General features: G+C 61.0%; 19 protein-coding genes. 11 read left to right on the forward strand and 8 right to left on the reverse strand.

Translation table 11 applies throughout. The features are described 5' to 3' along the window. Positions 1-397: 397 nt before the first annotated feature. From glmS to BN1724_RS10815, 7 genes are all read left to right on the forward strand, one after another. A complete protein-coding gene (glmS, locus tag BN1724_RS10785) occupies positions 398-2,266 on the forward strand; it encodes a glutamine--fructose-6-phosphate transaminase (isomerizing) (RefSeq protein WP_058235965.1) in 1,869 nt (622 codons plus the stop codon). A 97-nt stretch (positions 2,267-2,363) separates the two neighbouring features. Then, complete coding sequence (locus BN1724_RS10790; RefSeq protein ID WP_058235371.1) at positions 2,364-2,759, forward strand: holo-ACP synthase; 396 nt, start codon at positions 2,364-2,366, stop codon at positions 2,757-2,759. Next, complete coding sequence (locus BN1724_RS10795; protein WP_058235372.1) at positions 2,756-4,519, forward strand: NAD(P)H-hydrate dehydratase; 1,764 nt, start codon at positions 2,756-2,758, stop codon at positions 4,517-4,519. The genes BN1724_RS10790 and BN1724_RS10795 overlap by 4 nt, the downstream gene beginning before the upstream one ends. 298 nt (positions 4,520-4,817) lie before the next feature. Beyond that, the gene (locus BN1724_RS10800) at positions 4,818-6,122 is read left to right on the forward strand and encodes an alanine racemase (RefSeq protein ID WP_058235373.1); all 1,305 of its coding nucleotides are present in this window, start codon (positions 4,818-4,820) and stop codon (positions 6,120-6,122) included. Then, positions 6,122-6,829 carry a tRNA (adenosine(37)-N6)-threonylcarbamoyltransferase complex ATPase subunit type 1 TsaE gene (tsaE, locus tag BN1724_RS10805; protein WP_084252994.1) on the forward strand — a complete coding sequence of 236 codons (708 nt, stop codon included), beginning with the start codon at positions 6,122-6,124 and terminating at the stop codon, positions 6,827-6,829. The genes BN1724_RS10800 and tsaE overlap by 1 nt, the downstream gene beginning before the upstream one ends. A gap of 72 nt (positions 6,830-6,901) precedes the next feature. Next, positions 6,902-7,600, forward strand: a complete 699-nt coding sequence (tsaB, locus tag BN1724_RS10810; RefSeq protein ID WP_058235374.1) for a tRNA (adenosine(37)-N6)-threonylcarbamoyltransferase complex dimerization subunit type 1 TsaB — start codon at positions 6,902-6,904, stop codon at positions 7,598-7,600. A gap of 133 nt (positions 7,601-7,733) precedes the next feature. Continuing rightward, the gene (locus BN1724_RS10815; protein WP_058235375.1) at positions 7,734-8,258 is read left to right on the forward strand and encodes a GNAT family N-acetyltransferase; all 525 of its coding nucleotides are present in this window, start codon (positions 7,734-7,736) and stop codon (positions 8,256-8,258) included. Positions 8,259-8,326: 68 nt separating this feature from the next. On the opposite strand, the gene BN1724_RS10820 is transcribed toward BN1724_RS10815, so the two are convergent. From BN1724_RS10820 to BN1724_RS10830, 3 genes are all read right to left on the reverse strand, one after another. Continuing rightward, entirely contained in the window at positions 8,327-9,955 is a 1,629-nt protein-coding gene (locus tag BN1724_RS10820; protein ID WP_058235376.1) for a hypothetical protein, read from the reverse strand. Then, positions 9,940-10,818 carry an ABC transporter ATP-binding protein gene (locus BN1724_RS10825; protein ID WP_407919307.1) on the reverse strand — a complete coding sequence of 293 codons (879 nt, stop codon included), beginning with the start codon at positions 10,816-10,818 and terminating at the stop codon, positions 9,940-9,942. Before BN1724_RS10825 ends, BN1724_RS10820 begins: the two co-directional genes overlap by 16 nt. Positions 10,819-11,075: 257 nt before the next feature. Continuing rightward, the gene (locus BN1724_RS10830) at positions 11,076-12,311 is read right to left on the reverse strand and encodes a carboxylate-amine ligase (protein ID WP_172797120.1); all 1,236 of its coding nucleotides are present in this window, start codon (positions 12,309-12,311) and stop codon (positions 11,076-11,078) included. 73 nt (positions 12,312-12,384) lie between these two features. Between BN1724_RS10830 and BN1724_RS10835 the strand changes: the two genes are divergently transcribed. Then, positions 12,385-13,668 carry an AI-2E family transporter gene (locus BN1724_RS10835; protein WP_084252995.1) on the forward strand — a complete coding sequence of 428 codons (1,284 nt, stop codon included), beginning with the start codon at positions 12,385-12,387 and terminating at the stop codon, positions 13,666-13,668. A 267-nt stretch (positions 13,669-13,935) separates the two neighbouring features. Here BN1724_RS10835 and greA read toward each other — a convergent pair whose 3' ends face one another. Then, the gene (gene greA / locus BN1724_RS10840) at positions 13,936-14,430 is read right to left on the reverse strand and encodes a transcription elongation factor GreA (RefSeq protein ID WP_058235378.1); all 495 of its coding nucleotides are present in this window, start codon (positions 14,428-14,430) and stop codon (positions 13,936-13,938) included. A 301-nt stretch (positions 14,431-14,731) separates the two neighbouring features. After that, positions 14,732-15,130, reverse strand: coding sequence for a DUF4307 domain-containing protein (locus tag BN1724_RS10845; RefSeq protein ID WP_058235379.1), 399 nt, complete (start codon positions 15,128-15,130; stop codon positions 14,732-14,734). Between the two features lie 109 nt (positions 15,131-15,239). On the opposite strand from BN1724_RS10845, the gene mca reads away from it, so the two are divergent. Continuing rightward, complete coding sequence (gene mca, locus BN1724_RS10850; RefSeq protein ID WP_058235967.1) at positions 15,240-16,079, forward strand: mycothiol conjugate amidase Mca; 840 nt, start codon at positions 15,240-15,242, stop codon at positions 16,077-16,079. A gap of 76 nt (positions 16,080-16,155) precedes the next feature. Beyond that, positions 16,156-16,581, forward strand: coding sequence for a hypothetical protein (locus BN1724_RS10855; RefSeq protein WP_058235380.1), 426 nt, complete (start codon positions 16,156-16,158; stop codon positions 16,579-16,581). On the opposite strand, the gene trhA is transcribed toward BN1724_RS10855, so the two are convergent. Further along, positions 16,582-17,352, reverse strand: a complete 771-nt coding sequence (trhA, locus tag BN1724_RS10860; protein ID WP_084252997.1) for a PAQR family membrane homeostasis protein TrhA — start codon at positions 17,350-17,352, stop codon at positions 16,582-16,584. A gap of 155 nt (positions 17,353-17,507) precedes the next feature. Between trhA and uppS the strand changes: the two genes are divergently transcribed. Next, positions 17,508-18,317: a polyprenyl diphosphate synthase gene (uppS, locus tag BN1724_RS10865; RefSeq protein WP_456236266.1), complete on the forward strand. Its 810-nt coding sequence runs from the start codon at positions 17,508-17,510 to the stop codon at positions 18,315-18,317. A gap of 163 nt (positions 18,318-18,480) precedes the next feature. Here the strand turns inward: uppS and BN1724_RS10870 are convergent, their stop codons facing one another. After that, complete coding sequence (locus BN1724_RS10870; protein WP_058235381.1) at positions 18,481-19,887, reverse strand: class II fumarate hydratase; 1,407 nt, start codon at positions 19,885-19,887, stop codon at positions 18,481-18,483. 66 nt (positions 19,888-19,953) lie between these two features. Next, positions 19,954-20,895 carry a carbohydrate kinase family protein gene (locus tag BN1724_RS10875; protein ID WP_058235382.1) on the reverse strand — a complete coding sequence of 314 codons (942 nt, stop codon included), beginning with the start codon at positions 20,893-20,895 and terminating at the stop codon, positions 19,954-19,956. Positions 20,896-21,301: the final 406 nt, after the last annotated feature.

Raw genomic sequence — 21,301 nt, forward strand, 5'->3', positions numbered from 1 at the left:
GATGGCCCGGTCGGGCAAGGTCCTGCCGGGCGCGCGGCCCGGGCGTGTGGCCCGAGTGGACGGGCCGGGTGGACGGGCCGGGTGCGCAGCCCAAGTGGACGGCTTGATGGCGCGGGCCGAATAGGTGCGGTGTCGAGCGGACGTCCAGGCAGGATGCCGCCTAGGCGGGCCGTTTAGGCGATAGACCCTGAATCTTTGGATAGCTCAGCCAGCCCATGTGGTAGGACTCATAACCGCGGCTCGGAGATCTTCTGACCGGCGCTAATCTCTGCGGCTGTGCGCGTTTCTCATCGAATCGTGATCAAAGTGCGCGCGAACCACCGTGGGCCGGACGAAGGTTCCTAGTCTCCCCGCGAAAACGCTCATGACGTGCGCCTTTGTTGCGTACGCTGGCGCTATGTGCGGAATCGTGGGCTACGCCGGACCGGCGACAGAGACTCTGACGGATCACCCCACCGAGGTGGTGTTGCAGGGGTTGACACGCCTTGAATATCGCGGATACGACTCAGCCGGTGTGGTCGTCATTGATGACGGCGCTTTGAAGATCACGAAACGGGCAGGCAAGATCGCCAACCTGTCTGCGGCCCTGGAAGGACAGCGGGCCACGCGCAGTCAGGTCGCTATCGGGCACACCCGGTGGGCCACACATGGAGCCCCGACCGACTCCAATGCACACCCCCACGCCGGTGGACGCAACGGTGAGCTTGCCTTGGTCCACAACGGGATTATCGAGAACTTCACGTCCTTGCGTGAGGAACTGGTCGCCGAAGGATTCCCGTTCAGCTCAGAAACTGACTCCGAGGTGGCCGCGCATTTAGTGGCCCGCGAGTTCGGACGCTGCGGGGATTTAACCCAGGCGATGCGCCAGGCCGTATCCCTTCTCGACGGAGCCTTCACATTGCTGGCCGTGCACACGGCAGATCCCGACCGCGTGGTGGCGGCACGGCGAAATTCCCCCCTGGTGGTAGGGCTCGGCGAGGGTGAAAACTTCCTCGGATCCGACGTGGCCGCGTTCATCGGTTTCACCAAGGAAGCGATGGAGATCGGCCAGGATCAAATCGTCACCATCACCGCGGATGAAGTTCGCGTGATCGGGTTCGACGGGAAACCGGTCGAGGACGTGAAGCGGTACACCATCGAGTGGGATGCCAGCGCCGCGCAAAAGGGCGGGCACGACTCCTTTATGGAAAAGGAGATCGAAGAGCAGGCGCGAGCCGTGGCTGACACATTGCTCGGCCGCATCGAACACGGGGCGCTGCACCTGGACGAGATGCGCATCGAAGAGGGAGTGCTGCGCAGGATCGACAAAATTATCGTGGTGGCCTGCGGGACGGCGGCAAACGCCGGGGCGGTCGTGAAGTATGCCATCGAGCACTGGTGTCGTATCCCGGTGGAGGTGGAGCTGGCCCACGAGTTCCGGTACCGCGACCCTGTGGTGACGGAGAAAACGCTGGTCGTGGCTATTTCCCAGTCTGGCGAAACCATGGACACACTGATGGCGGTGCGCCACGCCCAGGAACAGGGGGCGAAGGTGGTCGCGATCTGTAACACCCGCGGATCCACGATTCCGCGTGAGTCGGACGCGGCCCTATACCTGCATGTGGGGCCAGAAATTGCGGTGGCTTCTACCAAAGCCTATTTGGGACAGATCACCGCTTGCTATTTGTTGGGGCTGTATCTCGCCCAGGTGCGCGGCAACCTTTTCCCCGACGAAATCGCGGAAAAGATGCGCCAGCTTCAGGATATCCCGGACAAGATTCAGCAGGTGTTGGACGGGATGGATGAGGTGCGCGACCTGGCGCGGAGCATGGTGGAGACCACCTCGGTGCTATTCCTAGGGCGGCATGTGGGCTATCCGACCGCCATGGAAGGTGCTCTGAAGCTCAAAGAGATTGCCTATATCCATGCGGAAGGTTTTGCCGCCGGTGAGTTGAAGCATGGCCCGATTGCGTTAGTCGATGACGGTCAACCGGTGTTCGTGATTGTGCCGTCGCCCAAGGGCCGGGATTCTTTGCACTCCAAAGTGGTCTCCAATATTCAGGAAATCCGGGCTCGCGGAGCTAAGACGCTGGTGATCGCGGAAGAGGGCGATCACGATGTCGAGCAGTTTGCCGATGTTGTGATTCGGGTTCCGCGCACGCCGGTGCTGATGGCCCCGTTGCTGACGGTTATTCCTCTGCAAGTGTTCGCTTGCGAGCTGGCCAGGGCTAAGGGACTCGATGTTGACCAACCGCGCAATCTCGCGAAGTCCGTCACCGTCGAGTGACGTCCAGTCGTGGGATCCAGGGCCGTGGATCCCACGTAAGCCTCTGTCCGGGCACGCCAACGGTGGGGTGTTCGGGCAGAGGCGATACGCTCTAGATGTGGAGTGGAGTGAATACCGTCCGGAGGTTGGCGACTCGGTCGTTGGGGTGGGAGTCGACGTGGTCGACATCGCCCGTTTCTCCGCCGCCCTGGACCGCACGCCCGCTCTGCGAGATCGTTTGTTCACGGAGGCTGAAAGAGATCTGCCGCGTGCCTCACTGGCCGCACGCTTTGCCGCCAAAGAAGCCTTGGGTAAAGCACTGGGAACTCCGGGCGATTTTTCCTGGCAGGATGTCCACATCGCATCCACCTCCGCGCGCAGACCGTATTTTGTGATTCGAGGTCAGGTACGCCGTTGTGCCGAGCAGCTTGGGGTGCGCCGATTGCACCTTTCCCTCACCCACGACGCGGGTATCGCCTCTGCCATGGTGGTCGCTGAAAGGGAGCGGACATGATTCGAGCAGATTTTCCCGAAGTAGTGCGGGCCGCGGAACGAACCTTCCTCGGGCCCGACGAGAGCGGACCCGGTGCGGCAGCGCGCGCTGCTCAGGAACTTTTCCTGATGCGCCGGGCCGCTTTTTCTATTGCCGTGCACGCGGTGGAGATGCTTCGACAACGCACCGGAGGTATCGCTGGTAGGCGCGTGATCTTGCTGGTCGGGGCCGGGAAAAACGGCGGGGACGCGCTATTTGCCGGGGTGACGCTCCGTGAGCGGGGCGCCACAGTGGTTGCAGTGCAGACGATGGACCGCATCCATGCGGCGGGCCTTGCCGCGTTCCGGGACAGCGGCGGGCAGCTTGTTCCGTGCCCCGACGATCTGGACGCACTGTTCGCTGGGGCTGACCTGGTGGTCGATGGAATCCTGGGCAGCGGTGCCCGTCCGGGACTGACCCCGCAGCTCAGACAGGTGCTTGCGGCTGCCCGGAAAGTCGCTCCGGTGTTAGCGGTGGATCTACCGAGCGGTATCGACCCCAGAACAGGGGCAATTCCTGAACCGGTGGCGGGCGCGGACCTCACGGTGGCCTGCGGTGGTGTGATGGCGGGTTTGCTGTTGCCACCAGCGGATGCCTTGGTTGGGGAGATTCGTGTAGCCGATCTGGACTTCGCCCCGTATCTCCCGGCGGTCTCTGCGGTTCGCCGGTTCCAGGACGATGAGATTTCTGCGCTCTGGCCCATTCCCGAACGTACGGAAACCAAGTATTCGCGAGGCGTGGTGGGTGTTTTCGCGGGCTCTAACGCCTACCCCGGCGCCGGAGTGTTGGCGTGCCTCGGTGCGGTGCGTTCAGGGGGTGGAATGGTGCGCTACATCGGCCCGCAAGCCGTGAAAACCCTGGTGGTTGAGCACCTGCCGGAAGTAGTCGGAGAGAACCCGGCCAGCGCGATCGGGCCTCACGCGAAAAAATGCGACGCCTATGTGATCGGCCCTGGTCTGCTACCGGAGGATGCAACCCATGGGGCCGCCCGGGAGCTATGCACAACCGCCCAGCGCGCGGTTATCGATGCAGGTGCGCTCGACATTGTGCCGGCTCGTGACCAGCATGGAGACGCGGGTCCTGTGCGCCCGCACGTGGTCCTGACCCCGCATGCGGCTGAGGCAGCCCGCCTGGCGGAACGCCTGGGGGTGGCCCACGATCTCGCGCCGGCGGTGCTGGTGAAGAACTTGGCCCGGGCTACGGGAACCACCGTGCTGCTCAAAGGTGCCACGACGCTGATAGCGCCCGGCGATGATCCTGATGCCTTGATATCGCAGTCGGATGCAACCCCGGCTCTCGCCACCGCTGGTGCGGGTGATGTGCTCGCGGGAATTATCGGGACCCTGCTGGCTGCTGGGGTAGACGGGCCGTCGGCGGCTGCTGTGGGCGCTGCGGTGCACGGTCGGGCTGCGCGCTTGGCCGCCCGGGTACCGAGTCTGAACAGCGGAGGCGCTGTGCCTGTTCAATGCGGCTATTCGCCGGAAGAGATGCCGATTCCTCTGAGGGCCTCGGACGTCGCTGCCGCGATTCCGACGGTTCTGGCGGCGTTGCGGGATAGGCATGATGAAGGGCCGGGGCAGGTCGCGGCTCAGGGGACGTATGCGCGCGACGGACAGGTCGACCGGCGGGTCTCATCGGCTTCTGGTGGTCAGACGATACGTGTAGGGGCACTGGGGCGTCGGGATCTATCCGTGCGTGCGGGGCACACTATCCGTCGAACCCGGGTGCCGCGCCGAGCTTAAGTTGCGCCGTGACCACCGGCTGAGGTTCGCACGTCCTAGTTGTAGCTGGGCCGGCACTAGCTTGTAGCCAGGCCGGAACTAGTCTGAGCGTTTCTGGCAGCAGTTCCCACCGTCTGAAGATCGTGTTTATGAGGCCTGGCAATGTGCGGATGTGTTTTCGTGGCCGGAACTTTCCACTGAGGCTGCTTCCAAGAGTGGACCCACGCCTCAGGACTAAGCTAAAACCTATGGCCAGACGATGCTCCCACACCCAAGGATGCCCTCCGCTCCGACGTATCGTCCTCGGTGGGCGTACCCAGTGAACGCGAGGGTCCCAGCTCGGGTCAGCATTGATACGCAGGCGTTGACCGACAACGCCCGCGCCCTGCACCGTGTGCTCGCGCCGGGCGCGCAGTTAATGGCTGTGGTGAAAGCTGACGGTTATGGCCACGGACTGGTGACGGCGGCACGTGCGGCGCTCGCCGGGGGCGCCAGTTGGCTCGGTGTCGCCCACCCCGACAGCGCACTCGCTCTACGCGATGCTGGAATCACCGCGCCGATTCTCGCCTGGCTGCCGTCCCCGGGCACCGCTGACCTGCTGTGTGAGGTTATCGCCCGCAATGTTGAGGTGGGTGCGGGTTCCGTTGACATGCTGGATGTGATAGCGACGGCGGCTCGTGCGGCGGGGCGGATGGCTCGGGTGCATCTGGAACTCGATACCGGGTTTGGACGGGGCGGAGTCATTGAATCTGGCGTGACCGAATTGGTGGGGCACGCCGCTGATCTGGCTGCATCGGGCGCGCTGGAGGTCGTCGGGGCTTGGACCCATCTGGCTGTGGCCGATGAGCCGGACCGTCCCGAAACCGACGATCAGCTTCGATGTTTTGATCGCGGGTGCACGCTGATTGAGCGGGTTCTTAAGGAACGCGACCTGCCTGCTCTGCGCTGGCGCCATGCCGCGAATTCCGCAGCGATTCTCACCCGTCCGGATGCGCACTACAACCTGGTGCGCGCGGGTATCGCGCTATACGGGTACCCCCCGGTGTCTGCGTCGATGCCGGATGATGTGCTCGATGAGAGTATCGAGGATGCCGAGGTCAGGATCCGTCGTAGGACGGAGGCTGGCCCTCAGCCTCAGCCTCCGTCGCCGCCACAGCCACGGCTCCAGCCTAAGTCTCGGCCTGAGCCGGATTCACAATCTCAGCCACAGCCGTTTCTGCGCCCGGCTATGACCCTCAGCGGAGAATTAGCGCTGGTTAAACGAGTGAACGCCGGTCAAGGGGTGTCGTATGGCCTGACCCATATGTGCGACCGCGACACCGTATTGGGGATTGTTCCGGTGGGGTACGCCGACGGTTTACATCGTGCGGCCTCTGGCGGTGTGCGGGTCCTGGTGGAGACGGCAGCGGGCGCTATTTGCGTCCCGCAAATCGGACGCATCTGCATGGACCAAATTGTGCTCGATCTCGGACCGGATGCGGCGGCGCGGGTAGGCGATAAAGTGGTTCTCTTCGGTGATGGCCCGGTGACGGCGGATAACTGGGCCCAAGCTGCCGGAACGATTGCGTATGAAGTGCTGACCTCGGTGTCGTCGAGGATTCCGCGCGAGACCCAGGAGGACTGATGACACTCGATGACGCATCCTCAGTGAGCGTGCCGACCTCGGGCGCGGGGTGCACGCGCCGGATCGCGGATATCATCGCGTCCCATCTGAACGCCGGTGATCTGCTGGTCCTGGATGGTGAGTTGGGCGCAGGCAAAACCACATTTACTCAGGGGCTTGGGCAGCGGCTGGGTGTCCGCGGTCCGGTCACGTCCCCAACGTTCGTGATCGCGCGGGTTCACCCGGCTGAAACAGGGACGGTCGATTTGGTTCATGTGGATGCTTATCGCCTTGATTCCGTCCTCGATATTGACGATCTCGATCTCGATGCCGATCTGGATACGGCGGTGACGGTGGTCGAGTGGGGCCGGGGCCGTGTCGAGCATCTGACGGATTCGCACCTGAGGGTGGAGATTTTGCGATCTCGTGGGGGTGATGATGCCGAGGCTCGTTCAACCATGCAGGGGGATGAGGACCTGGATGAGCAGCGGTCTATTCGCTTGACGGCATACGGGCCGCGTTGGCAGGGCGAGAGGTTCCACGAGCTAGCGCAGGCACTTCGGGCCGGCTCTAAGAATGTCGGCTCTGACCGCGATACCCAGACGAACCATGCCGAGATAAACCATGCCCAGATGAGTCATGCCCTGTCGAACGATACCCAGGCGAACGATAATCGCGCCCAAATTAACCCGGTGCATAACCTCGGCACGCATGATGCTCATGAGTGACCCGCATATCCGTTGCGCTAGTGCGGACCGTGCACACCCGCACGACCCCCACCCACAGGAAGGCCCTTTCGTATGATCCTCGGTTTGGACACCTCCGGCGCGGTGTCGGTGGCTCTCGCTGATGCATCCGGCGCTGAGATTCTTGCCCAGCGCACGGATACCCGGGCTCGCCATCATGCTGAAGTGGTGATTCCACTCATTGATGAGGTGGTTACCGCTGCTGGTTATACGAGGCAAGACCTCACCTCCGTGGTGGTGGGGCGGGGCCCGGGCCCATTCACGGGGCTGAGGGTTGGGTTGGTAACTGCCCGCAGCATTGCCGCTATTCTCGGGATTCCTGTGCGTGGAGTCTGCTCGCTGGATGGCCTTGCCCGCCAGGTGATAGATCGGTTAGCTCCGCGGGATGGGATGACCATTGGTATTGCGACCGATGCTCGGCGCCGTGAGGTGTACTGGGCTCGCTACCGGTACGAGGGTGGTTATGTGCAGCGTCAGGAAGGTCCAGCGGTGTCCTCACCTCAGGAGGCCGCTGCGGCTCTGGCTCAGTGCGATATTGTCGCGGGTCGGGGCGCAGCGATATACCCGGATGTTTTAGCGGCTACACCTGATGTCCGAGACATTTTGGATGCGGAGGCGGAAGCTCTGATTCACGTGGCATCTGCTTATGCGGCGCTGTCGATGTCCGAGGAGCTGGAGTCAACGGACCCTCTATACCTGCGTCAGCCGGACGCTGCGGTTCCCACCCGGCGCAAAAGCGCGTTAGGCGGATAGCCGAGCGATGGACGGCGGTCGGGCTATGCCGAAACAGTGTGCTGGATCGGTGGAACAAGCCGGGACGAGGAAAAAACCCAGACCCGGGAAACAAACCGGATCCGGGGGACAAACCAGGTTGGGGCGGCAGGGCATGCCGGTGCATCAAACGGTACCCAAAACGGCACCGAGGTCTGATGCCTCGGGCGATGTGGTGCTGAGACCCGCCTCATGGGCGGATCTGGACCAGCTTTCTCAGCTGGAGCAGGTTCTTTTTCCCGACGAGGCGTGGGACCTATCGATGCTCCTTCAGGAAATAGGGCACCCGGCCCGACGCTATGTGATCGCGTGTCCGGCCCACGACGTTGACACGGTGATCGGCTATGCGGGGATCATGCTGGGACCGGATGAGGCAGAGATTCACACCATCGGAACGGTGCAACCCGGTCGAGGTATTGGGACTCGACTTTTGGATTGGTGTGCACTCACAGCCCAGCAAGCCGGTGCTCAACGGATTTTCCTGGAAGTTCGGGAGGACAATGCTCGTGCCCGAACCTTTTACCGCTCGCATGGGTGGGGGGAAATCTGGATTCGGCGCGGGTACTACCGCACGCCTTGCGGGCCGGTCGATGCGGTGGTCATGGCGCTTGATCTGCCGCCTATGAACCCGACTGATTAATTAAGTGATGCGCAGGCCGTGGCGATCTAGCTTTACAGCTTAATCGCCACGGCCCAATGCATGCGCGTTTACTTGAAGGCGCGAACCTTCTGGAAGATATCCACGTACCGTTTGTTAAGGATCTTCTTATTGATGTGCATAAATAAGAAGAAGAGACCCACTCCGGTGAGGAGCCCGACTGGACCGGCAACCCAGAGCGCCCAACGCTGTCCGAAGAACCCAAATATCCCGAGGATAAATGCGGGAATCATCGGCACCCACATCCCGAAGGTCGCAATAAAAGATGCAAGAACTGCATTCACCGAGTTAGAGGACCGGTCTTTAAATGGGCTGGTGCCAGGCGCTGCTGCTGGGAACGCCAGAATTACGGCGGTGAGCAGTGAAATCGCTCCCGAGCCTAGGTACATCCCGATGGATATGAGCAGAAGCGGCACGATGAGTACTGGGAGTCCGAATAGTGACGGAACCACGATCGTGGCCAGGATGATGAAGGGTAGGGTAAACAGTGCCTCGGCAATTATGCGTCCCAGTAGGTTTGAGCGAGCATCGAGACCGGCGGTGATATTGACCCAGCCGGCGGGCCCGTCCATGCCGATCTCATTCATGAGCGAACCACCGGTCAAACTTGCAACTAAAAGGATGCCAAAAATGCCCAGGAAAGACATATGAGGGTTCACTAGGCCCATGCCGATGAAAAAGATGAGCATGAGCGGGGTGATTCCAATAGCACCGACATAGCGTGAGTCGCGTCGCCAGTATTTGAGGGAGCGCCCGGCGACCGCGCCGAGTGGATTTGAGGGCAGGAACTTCGGGACGAGGGCAGTGACTTTCGTGGTTCCTGAGGACTCATCGCCGAGCAGTGCTTGAAGCATTGACTCCTCAATGGTTCGGCGCCACCAGCGCCACAACAAGACGATGGTGGCCGCAGCGACCAGCGCCCGGACAATGGCTGCGAGATAGTCCCCATCGGCGAGGTCGAATGGAACGCAAAAGGCGGCGCCGAAAGGCGTCCAAGCCAAAATCTTAATCGCCGCGGTTAGTGCCTCAACCGAAACCGGCATCCCTAATTCCGTGGCGGAGCTGATCAGGTAGAACTCACCGCCGAAAAGAACCGCGATGAAAAGAATCAAAAGTATTGGACCCATGATCTCGCGGCGTTTACGCGAGGACGTCTGCAAAGCCGCCCGAGCGAGAACAGCCCGTGGCCCCAGTAAGCATGTGATGTAGCCTGCGGCTATCGCAATGGGTAGCGCGATAATTGTCAGCACCGTGTTGAGAGTTCCGACGCCTGGGTTCATGAGCACCCAGAACACGGAGACAACTCCCACCATGAGGGCAACCAGCAGAGTGAACAGGGAGGGCAGTGAAATAGCTGCTGCCGCTAGTAGCCCGGGCTGTAGATCGCGGGCGCGTCGCCCCAAAACCGCGAACTTACGAAGGTCCAGGGTGTCATCGACACCGAAAGCCAACAGCGGTCCTAACAACCACAATAAAATCGCGAGGACGCCCAGGCCGCGGGCAAGCATTCCAAAATAATCGTTGCCTGCTGTGGACATCGTGATGAGGCCGGCCATGATAGTGAAAAGAAAACCGACTCCGTACAGGCAGCCAATAATGGTCCCGATCAGCTTGCCGATGTTCTTACGAAATGATCGCCGCCACAGCAGGAACTTGAGACGAATCAGGACACGAGCCATGACAGCTGCCCCTCCTGAACGCGCTTGCCGCCCACCAGGGAAATGAACGTATCCACCAAGGAGTCCTGTTCGCGGACCTCATCTAGCGTGCCGGAGGCTAACACTGAACCGTTGGACACAATCGCGACGTGACTGCACAGGCCTTCAACCAGTTCCATCACGTGGCTAGACAAAATGACGGTGCCGCCTGCAGCGACAAAGGAGTTCAGAATTTCTCGGATGACCTGCCCAGATACTGGGTCAACGGCCTCGAAAGGCTCATCCAAGACTAAGAATTTCGGGGCGTGAATGAGCGCGCAGGCGAGCAGAACCTTTTTCGTCATACCGGCTGAGAAGTCGACGACCAGTTTCCCGTCTTCGCCGGCAAGGTCCATCGTGTCAAGCAGGCTCTGGATGCGTTCGCTCAGCACGTTCGGGTCCAGCCCGCGGATCAACCCGACGTAGGTCAGCAGTTCGCGCGCGGTCAGCCGGTCAAATGCGCGTAGGCCGTCGGCGAGCACGCCCATGGCCTGCTTTGCTGCGGGTGGGTCCTGCCAGACATCGTGTCCGAGGACTACCGCGGTTCCGGCATCGGGGCGCAGCAATCCTGTCGCCATGGACAGGGTGGTGGTTTTTCCTGCACCGTTCGGCCCCACCATGCCGAAGAATGATCCGCGCGGAATGTCGAGGTCGATGCCGTGGACAACTTCGCGTCGATCAAAGGACTTTCGGAGGCCGCGGATGGCTAGAGCGGGCGCTGAAAGATCAGCTGCCAACGGTGCGATATGGCCTCGCCTCATCTGGTCGGGTGCCGGGGGAGGGGAGAACTCAGGTGTGGGATTCGGTTCCGGACGGGCAGCGGTGCTGGCATCGGGGGTGTCCATACGTCGTACTGTAGATCGTTGTTTCCACACATGGAGATCACGTTCGGCAGAGCCGACATGAGACTTTAGTCGAGATCTGTGGCGCTACCCCCATGCGTTGGGCTTGAATCGGGCGCGGGGTGCTGCAAGTCGTCCGCTCGAATACGTATTCCTGGCCCTAAAAAGTGACCCCGGAGCTAAACCCAGTGCGCTCCAATGGTCGCCGTCTCCGTAGGAATGATGATCGCTGGCGAGGTGGACGCATGTGGGGCGGTTTGTTACTGAATTGGGGGGATATCGAGGCTGTTCTCACGGGTAGCCCGCATTAGCGACGTTGTGAGATGTCGGGACGCGTGCTCGTTGAGAGTCAGGGGTTCAATAACCGCCGACATAATGTTTGGCGGCGTGGCATCTGGGTTATCTGCCGCAGGGTCAATGCCGATAGCTCGGCGCATCCGAGCGCTTGGGGTGCCTGCCGCCAAAATTCGTTCAATGAGTTCGAGGTCATCCAGGCAACCCAGGCGCTGAGCGGTGGGGTATAAACGATGCACCAGGTCGCACAGTGAGTCCTCAGCGCAGCCAAGGGTCCCCGCCCGGTCGAGAATAAGCTGCGCCTTGGTGCCGTAGCGCGCTGCCCGCCATTTATTCTGTTCAACCTGCCAGCGCTCAAGCCTGGGCAGTTCCTTTCCTTCATCTAGGTGTGAGGACAGATATTCGACCAAGCATTGGATGAGCGCGGCGATCCCGCGGACTTCTGTCAGCGTTGGAACACCATCGCAGATGCGCACCTCAAGCGTGCCGAGCGCCGGCACCGGTCGAATATCCCAGCGCAGTTCCGCGAGTTCTGTGATGGCACCGGCTCGTTGCATACCGCGCACAACCTCGGTGTACTCCTGCCAGGTGTGGATGTCGGTGGGAAGACCCGCTGTGGGGAGTTGTTGGAACAGCATGGTTCGCTGAGAGGCATACCCGGTGTCTTCCCCCTCCCAAAATGGGCTCGAGGTGCTCAATGCCAGCAGCTGTCCCCCATAGGTGAGTAACCCATTCATCAGGGGCACGAGTTTCGCTGGATTCTCGACCCCGACGTGGACGTGCACCCCATAGATTGCCATCTGCCGACCCCACCAGCCGGTGTGCTCAATGAGACGCTGATATCGGTCATGATCGCTGAGGTGTTGTGTCCGCCATGGCGCCGACGGGTGGGTGCCGACGCTGGTAATTCCAACTCCTAATGAATCGCATACTGTGTAGACCTGCTCCAAAAGTGAGCTGAGCTGCTCGGCTGCTGTCGTCACGGTCGGACATATTCCGGTGACCAATTCCATCGTGTTGCGCAGCATCTCGCCGACAATGCGATGCCCGTCAATTTCGGATTTAGGTAGTCTTTTTTCGCGTAAAGCGGCGAGAATGTCTAAAGCGCATTGACGGGGCTGTCCGGTCTCCTGATCGAGCAGTAGGACCTCCCACTCGACACCGAGGGTTGAACGAGGGGACGATATGACGGGCAGTTCCACGTCGCCATTGTGCGGCATAAGTCCGTACACCCGTAGAGTGGGCTCGACGTCTGGACCGATTTAAGGAGAACCGATGGCCGCGACTGAACGTCCGACCTACCGTCAAGAGGATCAGGAAATTCCGATTGGTTACCGTCGTATCGCTGCATGGGGCTGGAGATTCTTAGTCGCCGTCGCGGTGCTCTGGGTCCTCGCCAAGATCATCGCCCCTATCACGACACTGGTGATCCCGGTCCTCGTGGCGGTGCTGCTCGCAGCATTTTTGATGCCATTGGTGAAGCTGTTAACCAAGTACACGTTTTTGCCACGCGGCGCATCCGCGGGGATCGTTTTAATCGGTATGGTTGCCGTGGTCTCTGGCATGTTTGTCTTGGCCGGGCGCCAGCTGATGGAGGAATCGGGGAAGATCTCCGAAGCAACCGTAATCGGGTTCCAAAAGGTGACACAGATTGCGAGCGACACCTTTAACCTGGATCTCAATAACTTGAATCAGTACACGGATCAACTGATCCGCGAAGTGCAAAGCCACTCCGGCAGCATCCTTCAGGGCGCGTTAACCGGGTTCTCGACGGTCAGCAATATTGTCGCCGGTCTGATTCTGTGCCTGTTCACCCTGTTCTTTTTCCTGGCGAGCGGAGACCGCATCTGGCGGTGGGTCGTGTGTCTGCTACCGGCGCAGGCCCGTATTCCCGCGCACGAGTCATTCCGTCGCGGTTGGCGGGCGCTATCGGCGTATGTGCGCACCCAGGTGTTGGTGGCCGCGGTGGACGCGGTGAGCATCGCGGTCGGCATGTTCATTCCCTGGGTTGGGCTCGGATCATACGCGGTGCCGATTGGCCTGCTGGTGTTCATGTTCTCCTTCGTGCCGATCGTCGGCGCCATCGTGTCCGGCGTGGTTGCCGTGCTTTTGGCCTTGGTGTTGAAGGGATGGGTCGCGGCGATCATCATGATCGGCATCGTGCTTGCGGTTCAGCAGATCGAAGGCAACATTCTCCAGCCGTTCCTGATGGGCAACGCCGTGAACATCCACCCGCTCGCGGTCTTACTCGGGGTCGCAGGCGGCACCATGGTGGCCGGTATCCCTGGCGCGCTCTTTGCGATCCCGATGATTGCTTTCCTCAACTCTGTCCTGCTCTACCTCACCGGACGTGACGGCGCCCCTGAGATGGGCGTGGATCCGGCAGCTCAAGAACTCGTGAAACGACCAGCCGGGGCGTCATCGCCGATACCGCAACCGCGTATGCCCGGGCATCGTCCGAGCGTTCCTGGTCCGTTGGTGGCCAGGCCGTCACGGATTCGTCGGATGCGGGCCGCCTCCGGTGGTCGGGGCCGTCGGGCGCGGCGAACCAACTTTTAGCTGCGCTTTTCCCGTCGGGCCGTGAATCTGGTTGTACCCGGCCCGGACCGGGGCGCTGTTTGCGGGCGGTAGGTGCCATATCGCATCCTCCACCAGCCCATCCGGTGCAGCCGACAAGAACAACAAAGGCCCGTCCCCTCCTCATCGTGAGGGGACGGGCCTTTGCGACGGTCTTAGCGGCCTAAGCGTGAGGGCTCAGCAGCGAGCCTCCATAAGATGGCTTCTGCGCTTTGAATCCTCTGCGTGTCGAACCGAGGATGTACCTGGTCAGTGCCCGCGATACGGAGACGCTTTCTTAATCTCAAGCTTGAGGGTCTTGCCGTTTGGCGCGGTGTAGTCGATGCTATCGCCGACCTTGGCACCACTGATGGCTTCCCCGAGCGGCGACTGGGGTGAGAACACCTCAAGGTCATCTTCCCCGTCGGCAATTTCCCGATTGCCCAGCAGGAAAGTCCGATCCTTGCCAGCCATGGACAAGGTCACCACCATGCCCGGTTCCACCACGCCATCGTCGTCGGGGGCGGCACCCACCACAGCATTCTTGAGAAGGATCTTCAGCTCCGCGATGCGGGCCTCCTGCTTTCCCTGCTCTTCTCGGGCTGCATGGTAGCCACCGTTTTCCTTGAGGTCGCCCTCATCGCGAGCTGCGGCGATGCGCTCGGCGATCTCGGCGCGGCCCGGGCCTTCGAGGTTCTCCAGCTCTGCAGTCAAGCGGTCGAACGCCTCCTGCGTCAGCCAGGTGCCGTTGCTCTGCGTGCTCACGGGTTCTCTCCTGATGATCGATTGACATTGTTCCCACCGGCAGTGGGACGGGGTTCGTACAAAGACGTAGGACACATGCCAGGCATGTGTCCCGCAAAAATGCCCCGTTTACTTGATCACCCGTCGCACCCGGCTTGTCCGGCACCTAGTGGGCCGGCCACATCCCGGGATCGACGGGAGTTACGACATTCTACACGGGCGCCGCTCAGTCGTGTTCTAGGCCACGTTGGGTGCTGATGTTGATGCTCGTGTTTGATGTTGGCGCGCGTGCTTGCGGGGTCTATCGTTCGGTCCACGCTGCCTAACGTGCGGTGCAGTCCATCACGTCGGCGCTCACCGCTGGTTGCTGGGTGCGGATCACAACCCGATGTGTAGAGATCGCGGATTTTTGAGCGGGAATATCAGTGGAGAGGAACCCAACCTGGGCTCGGTGCGAATCGAAGGCCTGCACGCGGCACCGTGCCTCGGTTCCGGGCGACATTGTGACCTGAAATGACATGGCGACTTCGTGATTGCTCACGTGCTCGTACGACAGGGTTTGAGTGCGGATCGGGACCGAAGCCACCTGGATGCCGACATAGACCACCACCGCGAGAAAAACGACGGCCAACGCAATCACGCCAATCACAGCGCGGCGACGGGTAGCGGGGGTGCGGCGAATGCCGTACCGCTCCTGCATGGGTTCGGGGAGCGATGACATGCGACTATTCTGGCAGAGGCCGGGGCTGGGCGTGCGCGCTCGCCCACGTCGGACTCAGCGGGAGGATCCACCGGTGAATAATCCGGTCAACGACACACAGTTACGCCTGATGGCGGTGCATGCACACCCTGACGACGAGTCGAGCAAGGGTGCGGCAGCTATGGCGAAATACGTCGATGAGGGCTGCCGGGTTGTGGTGGTGACCTGCACCGGTGGAGAACGTGGGGACATCCTCAATCCACGGATGGTCAATGATCCCGAAGCGGTGTCTGATCTTCCGGCGCTGCGCCGTCGGGAAATGGCAGCCGCCGCCAAGATTCTCGGCGTGGAGCATCGCTGGCTCGGATTCGTCGATTCGGGTCTCCCTGAGGGCGATCCGATGACAAATCTCCCTGAGGGTTGTTTTGCGCGCGAGGATCTTGACGTTGCTACCCGGGCGCTAGTCGCACAGGTGCGGGAGTTTCGTCCCCATGTGATGACCACCTATGACGAGAACGGTGGGTATCCGCATCCGGACCACATTATGTGCCATCGGGTGAGCGTTGCCGCGTTCACCCAGGCCGCTAACCCTGACTATGCGCCGGAGTTGGGGGAGCCGTGGGAGGTCGCCAAACTGTATTACATCAACGGTTTTCATCGGCGTCGGATCGCTGCTCTGCACGGTTATCTGATCGAAAATGGCCAGCCGTCACCGTTTGAAGAGTGGGTGACTCGGTTTGATGAGGCGCACGACCGGTTGATCACAACCCAGATTGACGTGCGGGATTACTTGCAGCGACGCGATGATGCTCTGCGCGCTCATGCAACCCAGATAGATCCGGATGGCAGTTTCTTCAGCGTACCGTTGGAGGCCCAGCGCTATGTGTGGCCCACTGATGACTATGAGCTGCGAGTTTCGCGTATAGGTGTCACCCTGCCGGAAGATGATCTGTTTGCTGGCCTGCGGTGACAGATTTCGGCGGATGCCGACCATCGGGAAGCACAGTAGCTAACGTACGAAAGCGATGAGCGAGGAGCCGACAGTAATGCATGAGGTAGCTATGAATCCGGCGGATCTGTTTGCCCGCCCGTCGACGTTTAACTCCGTCACCGTATCGCCGGGGCTGATCGGTTTTATCGCGACCTTCGCGGTGGTGGTGGTGACGGTGCTTTTGCTGGTCGATATGTCACGGCGTGTGCGCAGGATGCAAGCGCGCGCGGATGTGGAACGCCGTGAAGCGGAGATCGCTGAGGCTGCGGGTCGTGCATCGGATACCGACAAAGTGGCAGATGCTGTAGGCCCAGGTTCGGAAGGCGTCGCACGTTCAGAAGCCGCCGCAGATTCAGGTGCGGCAGACGCTGATCACAATGCGCGAGGTGCTGATGCCGGCACGGCAGCGAAAGATGTCACGACCGAACCGGCAGCAGACGACGCCGATGCCGATGACCGTTCCGCGGAGGAGCGAAACTAGCTACACCGTGGCGACGGCCAGCCATACCGCGATGAAGTGACACACAAACGCGGTGACGGTGAAGGCGTGAAAGATTTCGTGGAATCCGAACCAGTATGGCGACGGGTTGGGGCGCTTTAGCCCGTAGACGACGGCACCCACCGTGTAGAGCAGACCACCGGCCACCAGAAGGCTGACCACGGCCCAGCCGCCGGTGTGGAGCATCTGCGGCATGTAAAAGATCGCCACCCAGCCGAGAGCCACGTACGCAGGCACGTAGAGCCAGCGCGGGGCAGAGGTCCAAAACAGTCGGAATATCACACCGAGAGCTGCACCGCCCCAGCAGATGAACAGCAAGATGGTGGCTTGGGTGTGGGACAGCAGAGTGACCGCGAGAGGCGTGTAGGTTCCCGCGATGATCAAGAAAATGTTGGCGTGGTCGAAGCGGCGCAGAATAATTGCTCCGCGCTGCGACCAGGTTCCTCGGTGATAGGTCGCGCTTATGCCAAACAGCATCCCCGCGGTGACAACGAAGACTGCGCATGCCAGCCGGCTGGCGAGCGTGGGTCCGAAGGCGATCAGAAGGGTCCCGGCGATAATCGATGTCGGGAAGGTAAAGAGGTGAATCCATCCTCGTAAACGGGGTTTTGCTGCTGCTGCGGCTTCGTGCAAACCGCGGACGATGGTGTTGTCGGTACCAGTGTGTGCCGTGTCCTTGGCAGGGGGCGCCTCAAGGGGTGCCGCGGTGCCACGTCCGACCGGTGAATGACCCGGGGTGGAGTGAGACGTCATTCGGTTAGCTTAACTTACGCAACCGTAGGTAGTGGGAGTCAGCTGTTGATGAGCGGTGTCGATCCTGTGAACACCGTGCGAACCTGGCGCCTGTGCGCGGAGGTCATGCCGCGAGTACGGAATAATATTGGTATGACCGACCGGGAGGAGGGGGAGTGAATCTTCCCGCCGTTCTCTACCGCCTATACGAGCGCAGACTGGAACGAGGCTTACGGCCATCGGAGTTACCGGGCCACGTGGCAGTCATTATTGATGGCAATCGTCGATGGGCGCGCACGTTCGGTGCGACCGCGGCCGAGGGGCACCGCCAAGGTGGCGCTAAAATCACCGAGTTTCTTTCCTGGTGCGAGGAACTGCGAATACCGGTGGCGACTGTATGGATGCTGTCCACCGAAAACCTCAGCCGCGACCGGGCCGAGCTCGACGAGCTCTATCGGATTATCGCCGGAGTCGTAGAAGATATCGGTAAACGCGGGTGGAAGGTTCAACTCGCCGGTGCGGCTGACCTCTTACCCTGCGAGGTGGTCCAAAAAATCCACGCAGTCCAAGACCGAGACATCGTGTCATCGCCACTCACCGTCAATGTGGCAGTTGGATACGGCGGCCGCCGCGAAATCACCGACGCGGTGCGAAACCTCCTCCTGGATGCCGACCAGGCCGGGCTCACCCCCGCCGAACTCGCCGCCACGCTCACACCGGAGTCCATTGCCGAGCATCTTTACACCAAAGGGCAACCTGACCCAGACCTGATCATCCGGACCTCCGGTGAACAGCGACTTTCGGGTTTTTGTTGTGGCAGTCGGTGCATTCCGAATTCTATTTCTGCGAAACATATTGGCCAGGTTTTCGCCGCGTGGATTTCCTGCGGGCCCTGCGCGATTATGCCGACCGGGAGCGTCGCTTCGGCGCCTAAGACGTCACTGCGAGGCATAGCCACATCACGAAGACGCAGGCACATCGTGTAGTCGTAGGCACATCATCGAGCCGTAGGTACATTACGAAGTCGTAGGCGCATTATGGAAGCGTGAGCATGTCAGCGGCATAGCCACGTCACGACAATGAGGGCCGGGCAGTGGTGCCCGGCCCTCACACTAGCCTTATATACGCGCCCTCAATAACGTAGGGCACCTACCCCTTTGGGGTCGTCATGGACAGCACATCGAGTGCTTCATCGAGCTGATCTTCGGTGATGTCACCACTTTCAACAAAACCAAGCGCAATGGTTGCTTCACGGATCGTGAGATCCTCGGCCACCGCGTGCTTAGCGATCTTCGCTGCATTCTCGTAGCCGATGAGCTTATTCAACGGAGTCACAATCGACGGCGACATTTCCGCGTAAGCGCGAGCGCGATCCTCATTGGCAACCAATCCATCAATGGTCTTATCCGCCAATGCAAGCACCGCATTGGTTAGCAAACGGATCGACTCCAGCAGACTCGTGCCCATGAGCGGAATCTGCACATTGAGTTCAAAATTCCCCTGGGCTCCGCCCCATGCGACGGCGGCGTCATTTCCAACCACCCGCGCACAGACCATGAGAACAGCCTCGGGAATCACGGGGTTCACCTTGCCCGGCATGATGGAACTGCCCGGCTGTAAATCTGGTAGCGCAATCTCTCCGAGCCCAGTGTTCGGTCCCGAGCCCATCCAGCGAAGGTCGTTGCAAATCTTCGTGAGCGAAACCGCGAGTGTGCGCAAGGCGCCAGACATCTCTACCAGGCCGTCGCGGGTGGACTGCGCCTCAAAATGGTTGCGGGCTTCGGTCAATCGCAGATCGGTCTGCTCGGCGAGCAGTTCAATCACTCGCTGCGGGAAACCCGTGGGGGTGTTGATACCGGTGCCCACCGCCGTGCCGCCTAACGGCACCTCGGCCGTCCGCGGTAGGGCTGCTTCAACGCGTTCAATGCCGTACCGCACCGCCGCCGCGTATCCGCTGAACTCCTGGCCCAGCGTGACTGGGGTGGCATCCATTAAATGGGTACGGCCCGACTTCACCACATGGCTCCAGGCAGCGGATTTCTTTTCCAGTGCCTCCGCGAGATGGGCTAACGCAGGCAGCAGGGAATGGGTGACGGCGCTAGCTGCCGCCACATGAACCGACGTCGGGAACACATCGTTGGATGACTGCGAAGCATTCACATGGTCATTGGGGTGGATCTCACGGCCCGAAATCCGGGAGGCGATGGTGGCAAGCACCTCGTTCATGTTCATGTTCGAGCTGGTTCCCGAACCGGTCTGATACACATCCACCGGGAACTGATCGTCGTGATGGCCATTAATCACTTCATCGGCGGCCGCCACAATCGCATCCACGACGTCGTCAGGCAGAACCTGGAGCTCACCGTTGGCCCGGGCCGCAGCCTTCTTGACCTGCGCCAGGGCATGGATATGGGCGGGTTCCAAACCCTGTCCGGAAATCGGAAAGTTCTGGACGGCGCGCTGCGTCTGTGCACGGTATAGCGCCTGGGCTGGCACCCGGACTTCGCCCATCGTGTCGTGTTCAATGCGGTACTCGGTCTGGTCGGTCTCGGCCATGAGAACGTGTCCTTTGTACGTTGTATTCGGATGGTGTTTCAGTCGGGTTGTACAGATACAGGTCTACTACTCGGCGCTTAAAGAATCGAGATCAGCTAACCACGGAGGATTGGCCCCGTGGCGTGAAACCGTGATCGCTGCGCATCGCGCCGCATGGGTGAGTACCTCGGTGAGCTCCGGAAGCGATATGCTGCGCAGCTGCTCGCGACGCTTGGCCCCGAGCAGATCTTTGCGCGCCAATGCATCGAGGATACCCGCAGAGAAGGTGTCACCGGCGCCCACCGTATCGGCCACTTGCACCCGCACCCCAGGTATCTCCACGCGGCCCTGCCGGCACACCCCGAGGGCACCGTCACCACCGCGCGTAACAGCTACAAACGCCGGTCCAAGGCCCAACCAAGTGCGGGCAATGCTTTCGACATCATCGGTGCCGTACATCCAGGCGATGTCTTCGTCGCTCGCCTTGACCACATCGGACAGAGCGATGATCTTTTCAACGGTGGCGCGGACATTCTCGGGTGAGCCCATGAGAGCTGGGCGGGCGTTCGGATCGTAGGAGATCGTCGCGTGGTCGCGCGTGCTGTGCAGAACCTCGATCACGCTATCGGCTCCGGGGGGAAGAACCGCCGCAATCGAGGAGGTGTGCACGCCGTCAAGATGCTCTGGAATCCCGGAGGAGTTGGGTGACCAGAAGATATCGAAGGTGTAGCTGGCTGCGCCGGTCTCGTCCAGCTCGGCAAGCGCTGTGGACGTGGGGTGGGACGTATCAATGCTCCCCGGTGTCAAGGTCACCGATGAGGCTTCGATGTGCTGGCGGATCGCATCTCCCCGAGCATCAGCTCCGATCTGGGTGAGGAGGTGAGAGGTGTGTCCGAGCCGCCCCAGGGTGACGGCAACGTTCATGGGGCTTCCGCCCGGATATTCCGTGTGGGTGCCGTCCTTGGTGACGACGATGTCAACGAGTGCTTCCCCAACGGTTAAGAATTGTGCATTCACGGGCTCGATCATCGCAGATGGGTGCGGGTGAATCCAATGGGGAGGTCCCGAGGTCGCGGTGGGGTTCGGGGTGGTGGCGATCAGGGACAGTTTCTTGGCGGGCGGGTTTAGGCGTGGATGGGTTTATTTATGGATGGGTTTGGGGGCGGGCGGAATACGTTTGATGCTTAGGGGCCGTTTGAGGTGACCGCGAGGATGGGGGAGTGAAGGGTGGGGTTTAGGTGAGTGCATCCGGGGGCGCTCACAAGGTAACGGGGAGGGCGAGCAGTGAACTCGTGTGGTGCCGTGGGGGCGCGTGCGGGATTCATGGGACAGAATTGTCGTCATGCCATCACCAACCGTGGATGACCCGCAGCCGCCTTCATCGCCGAGGGATACGAAATCGTGTGCGCCAAAGCTAGCTGGGGCCGAGGTTAGA

Origin of the sequence: Devriesea agamarum (assembly GCF_900070355.1) — a bacterium.
In the GTDB taxonomy this organism is placed as follows: Bacteria; Actinomycetota; Actinomycetes; order Actinomycetales; family Dermabacteraceae; genus Devriesea; species Devriesea agamarum.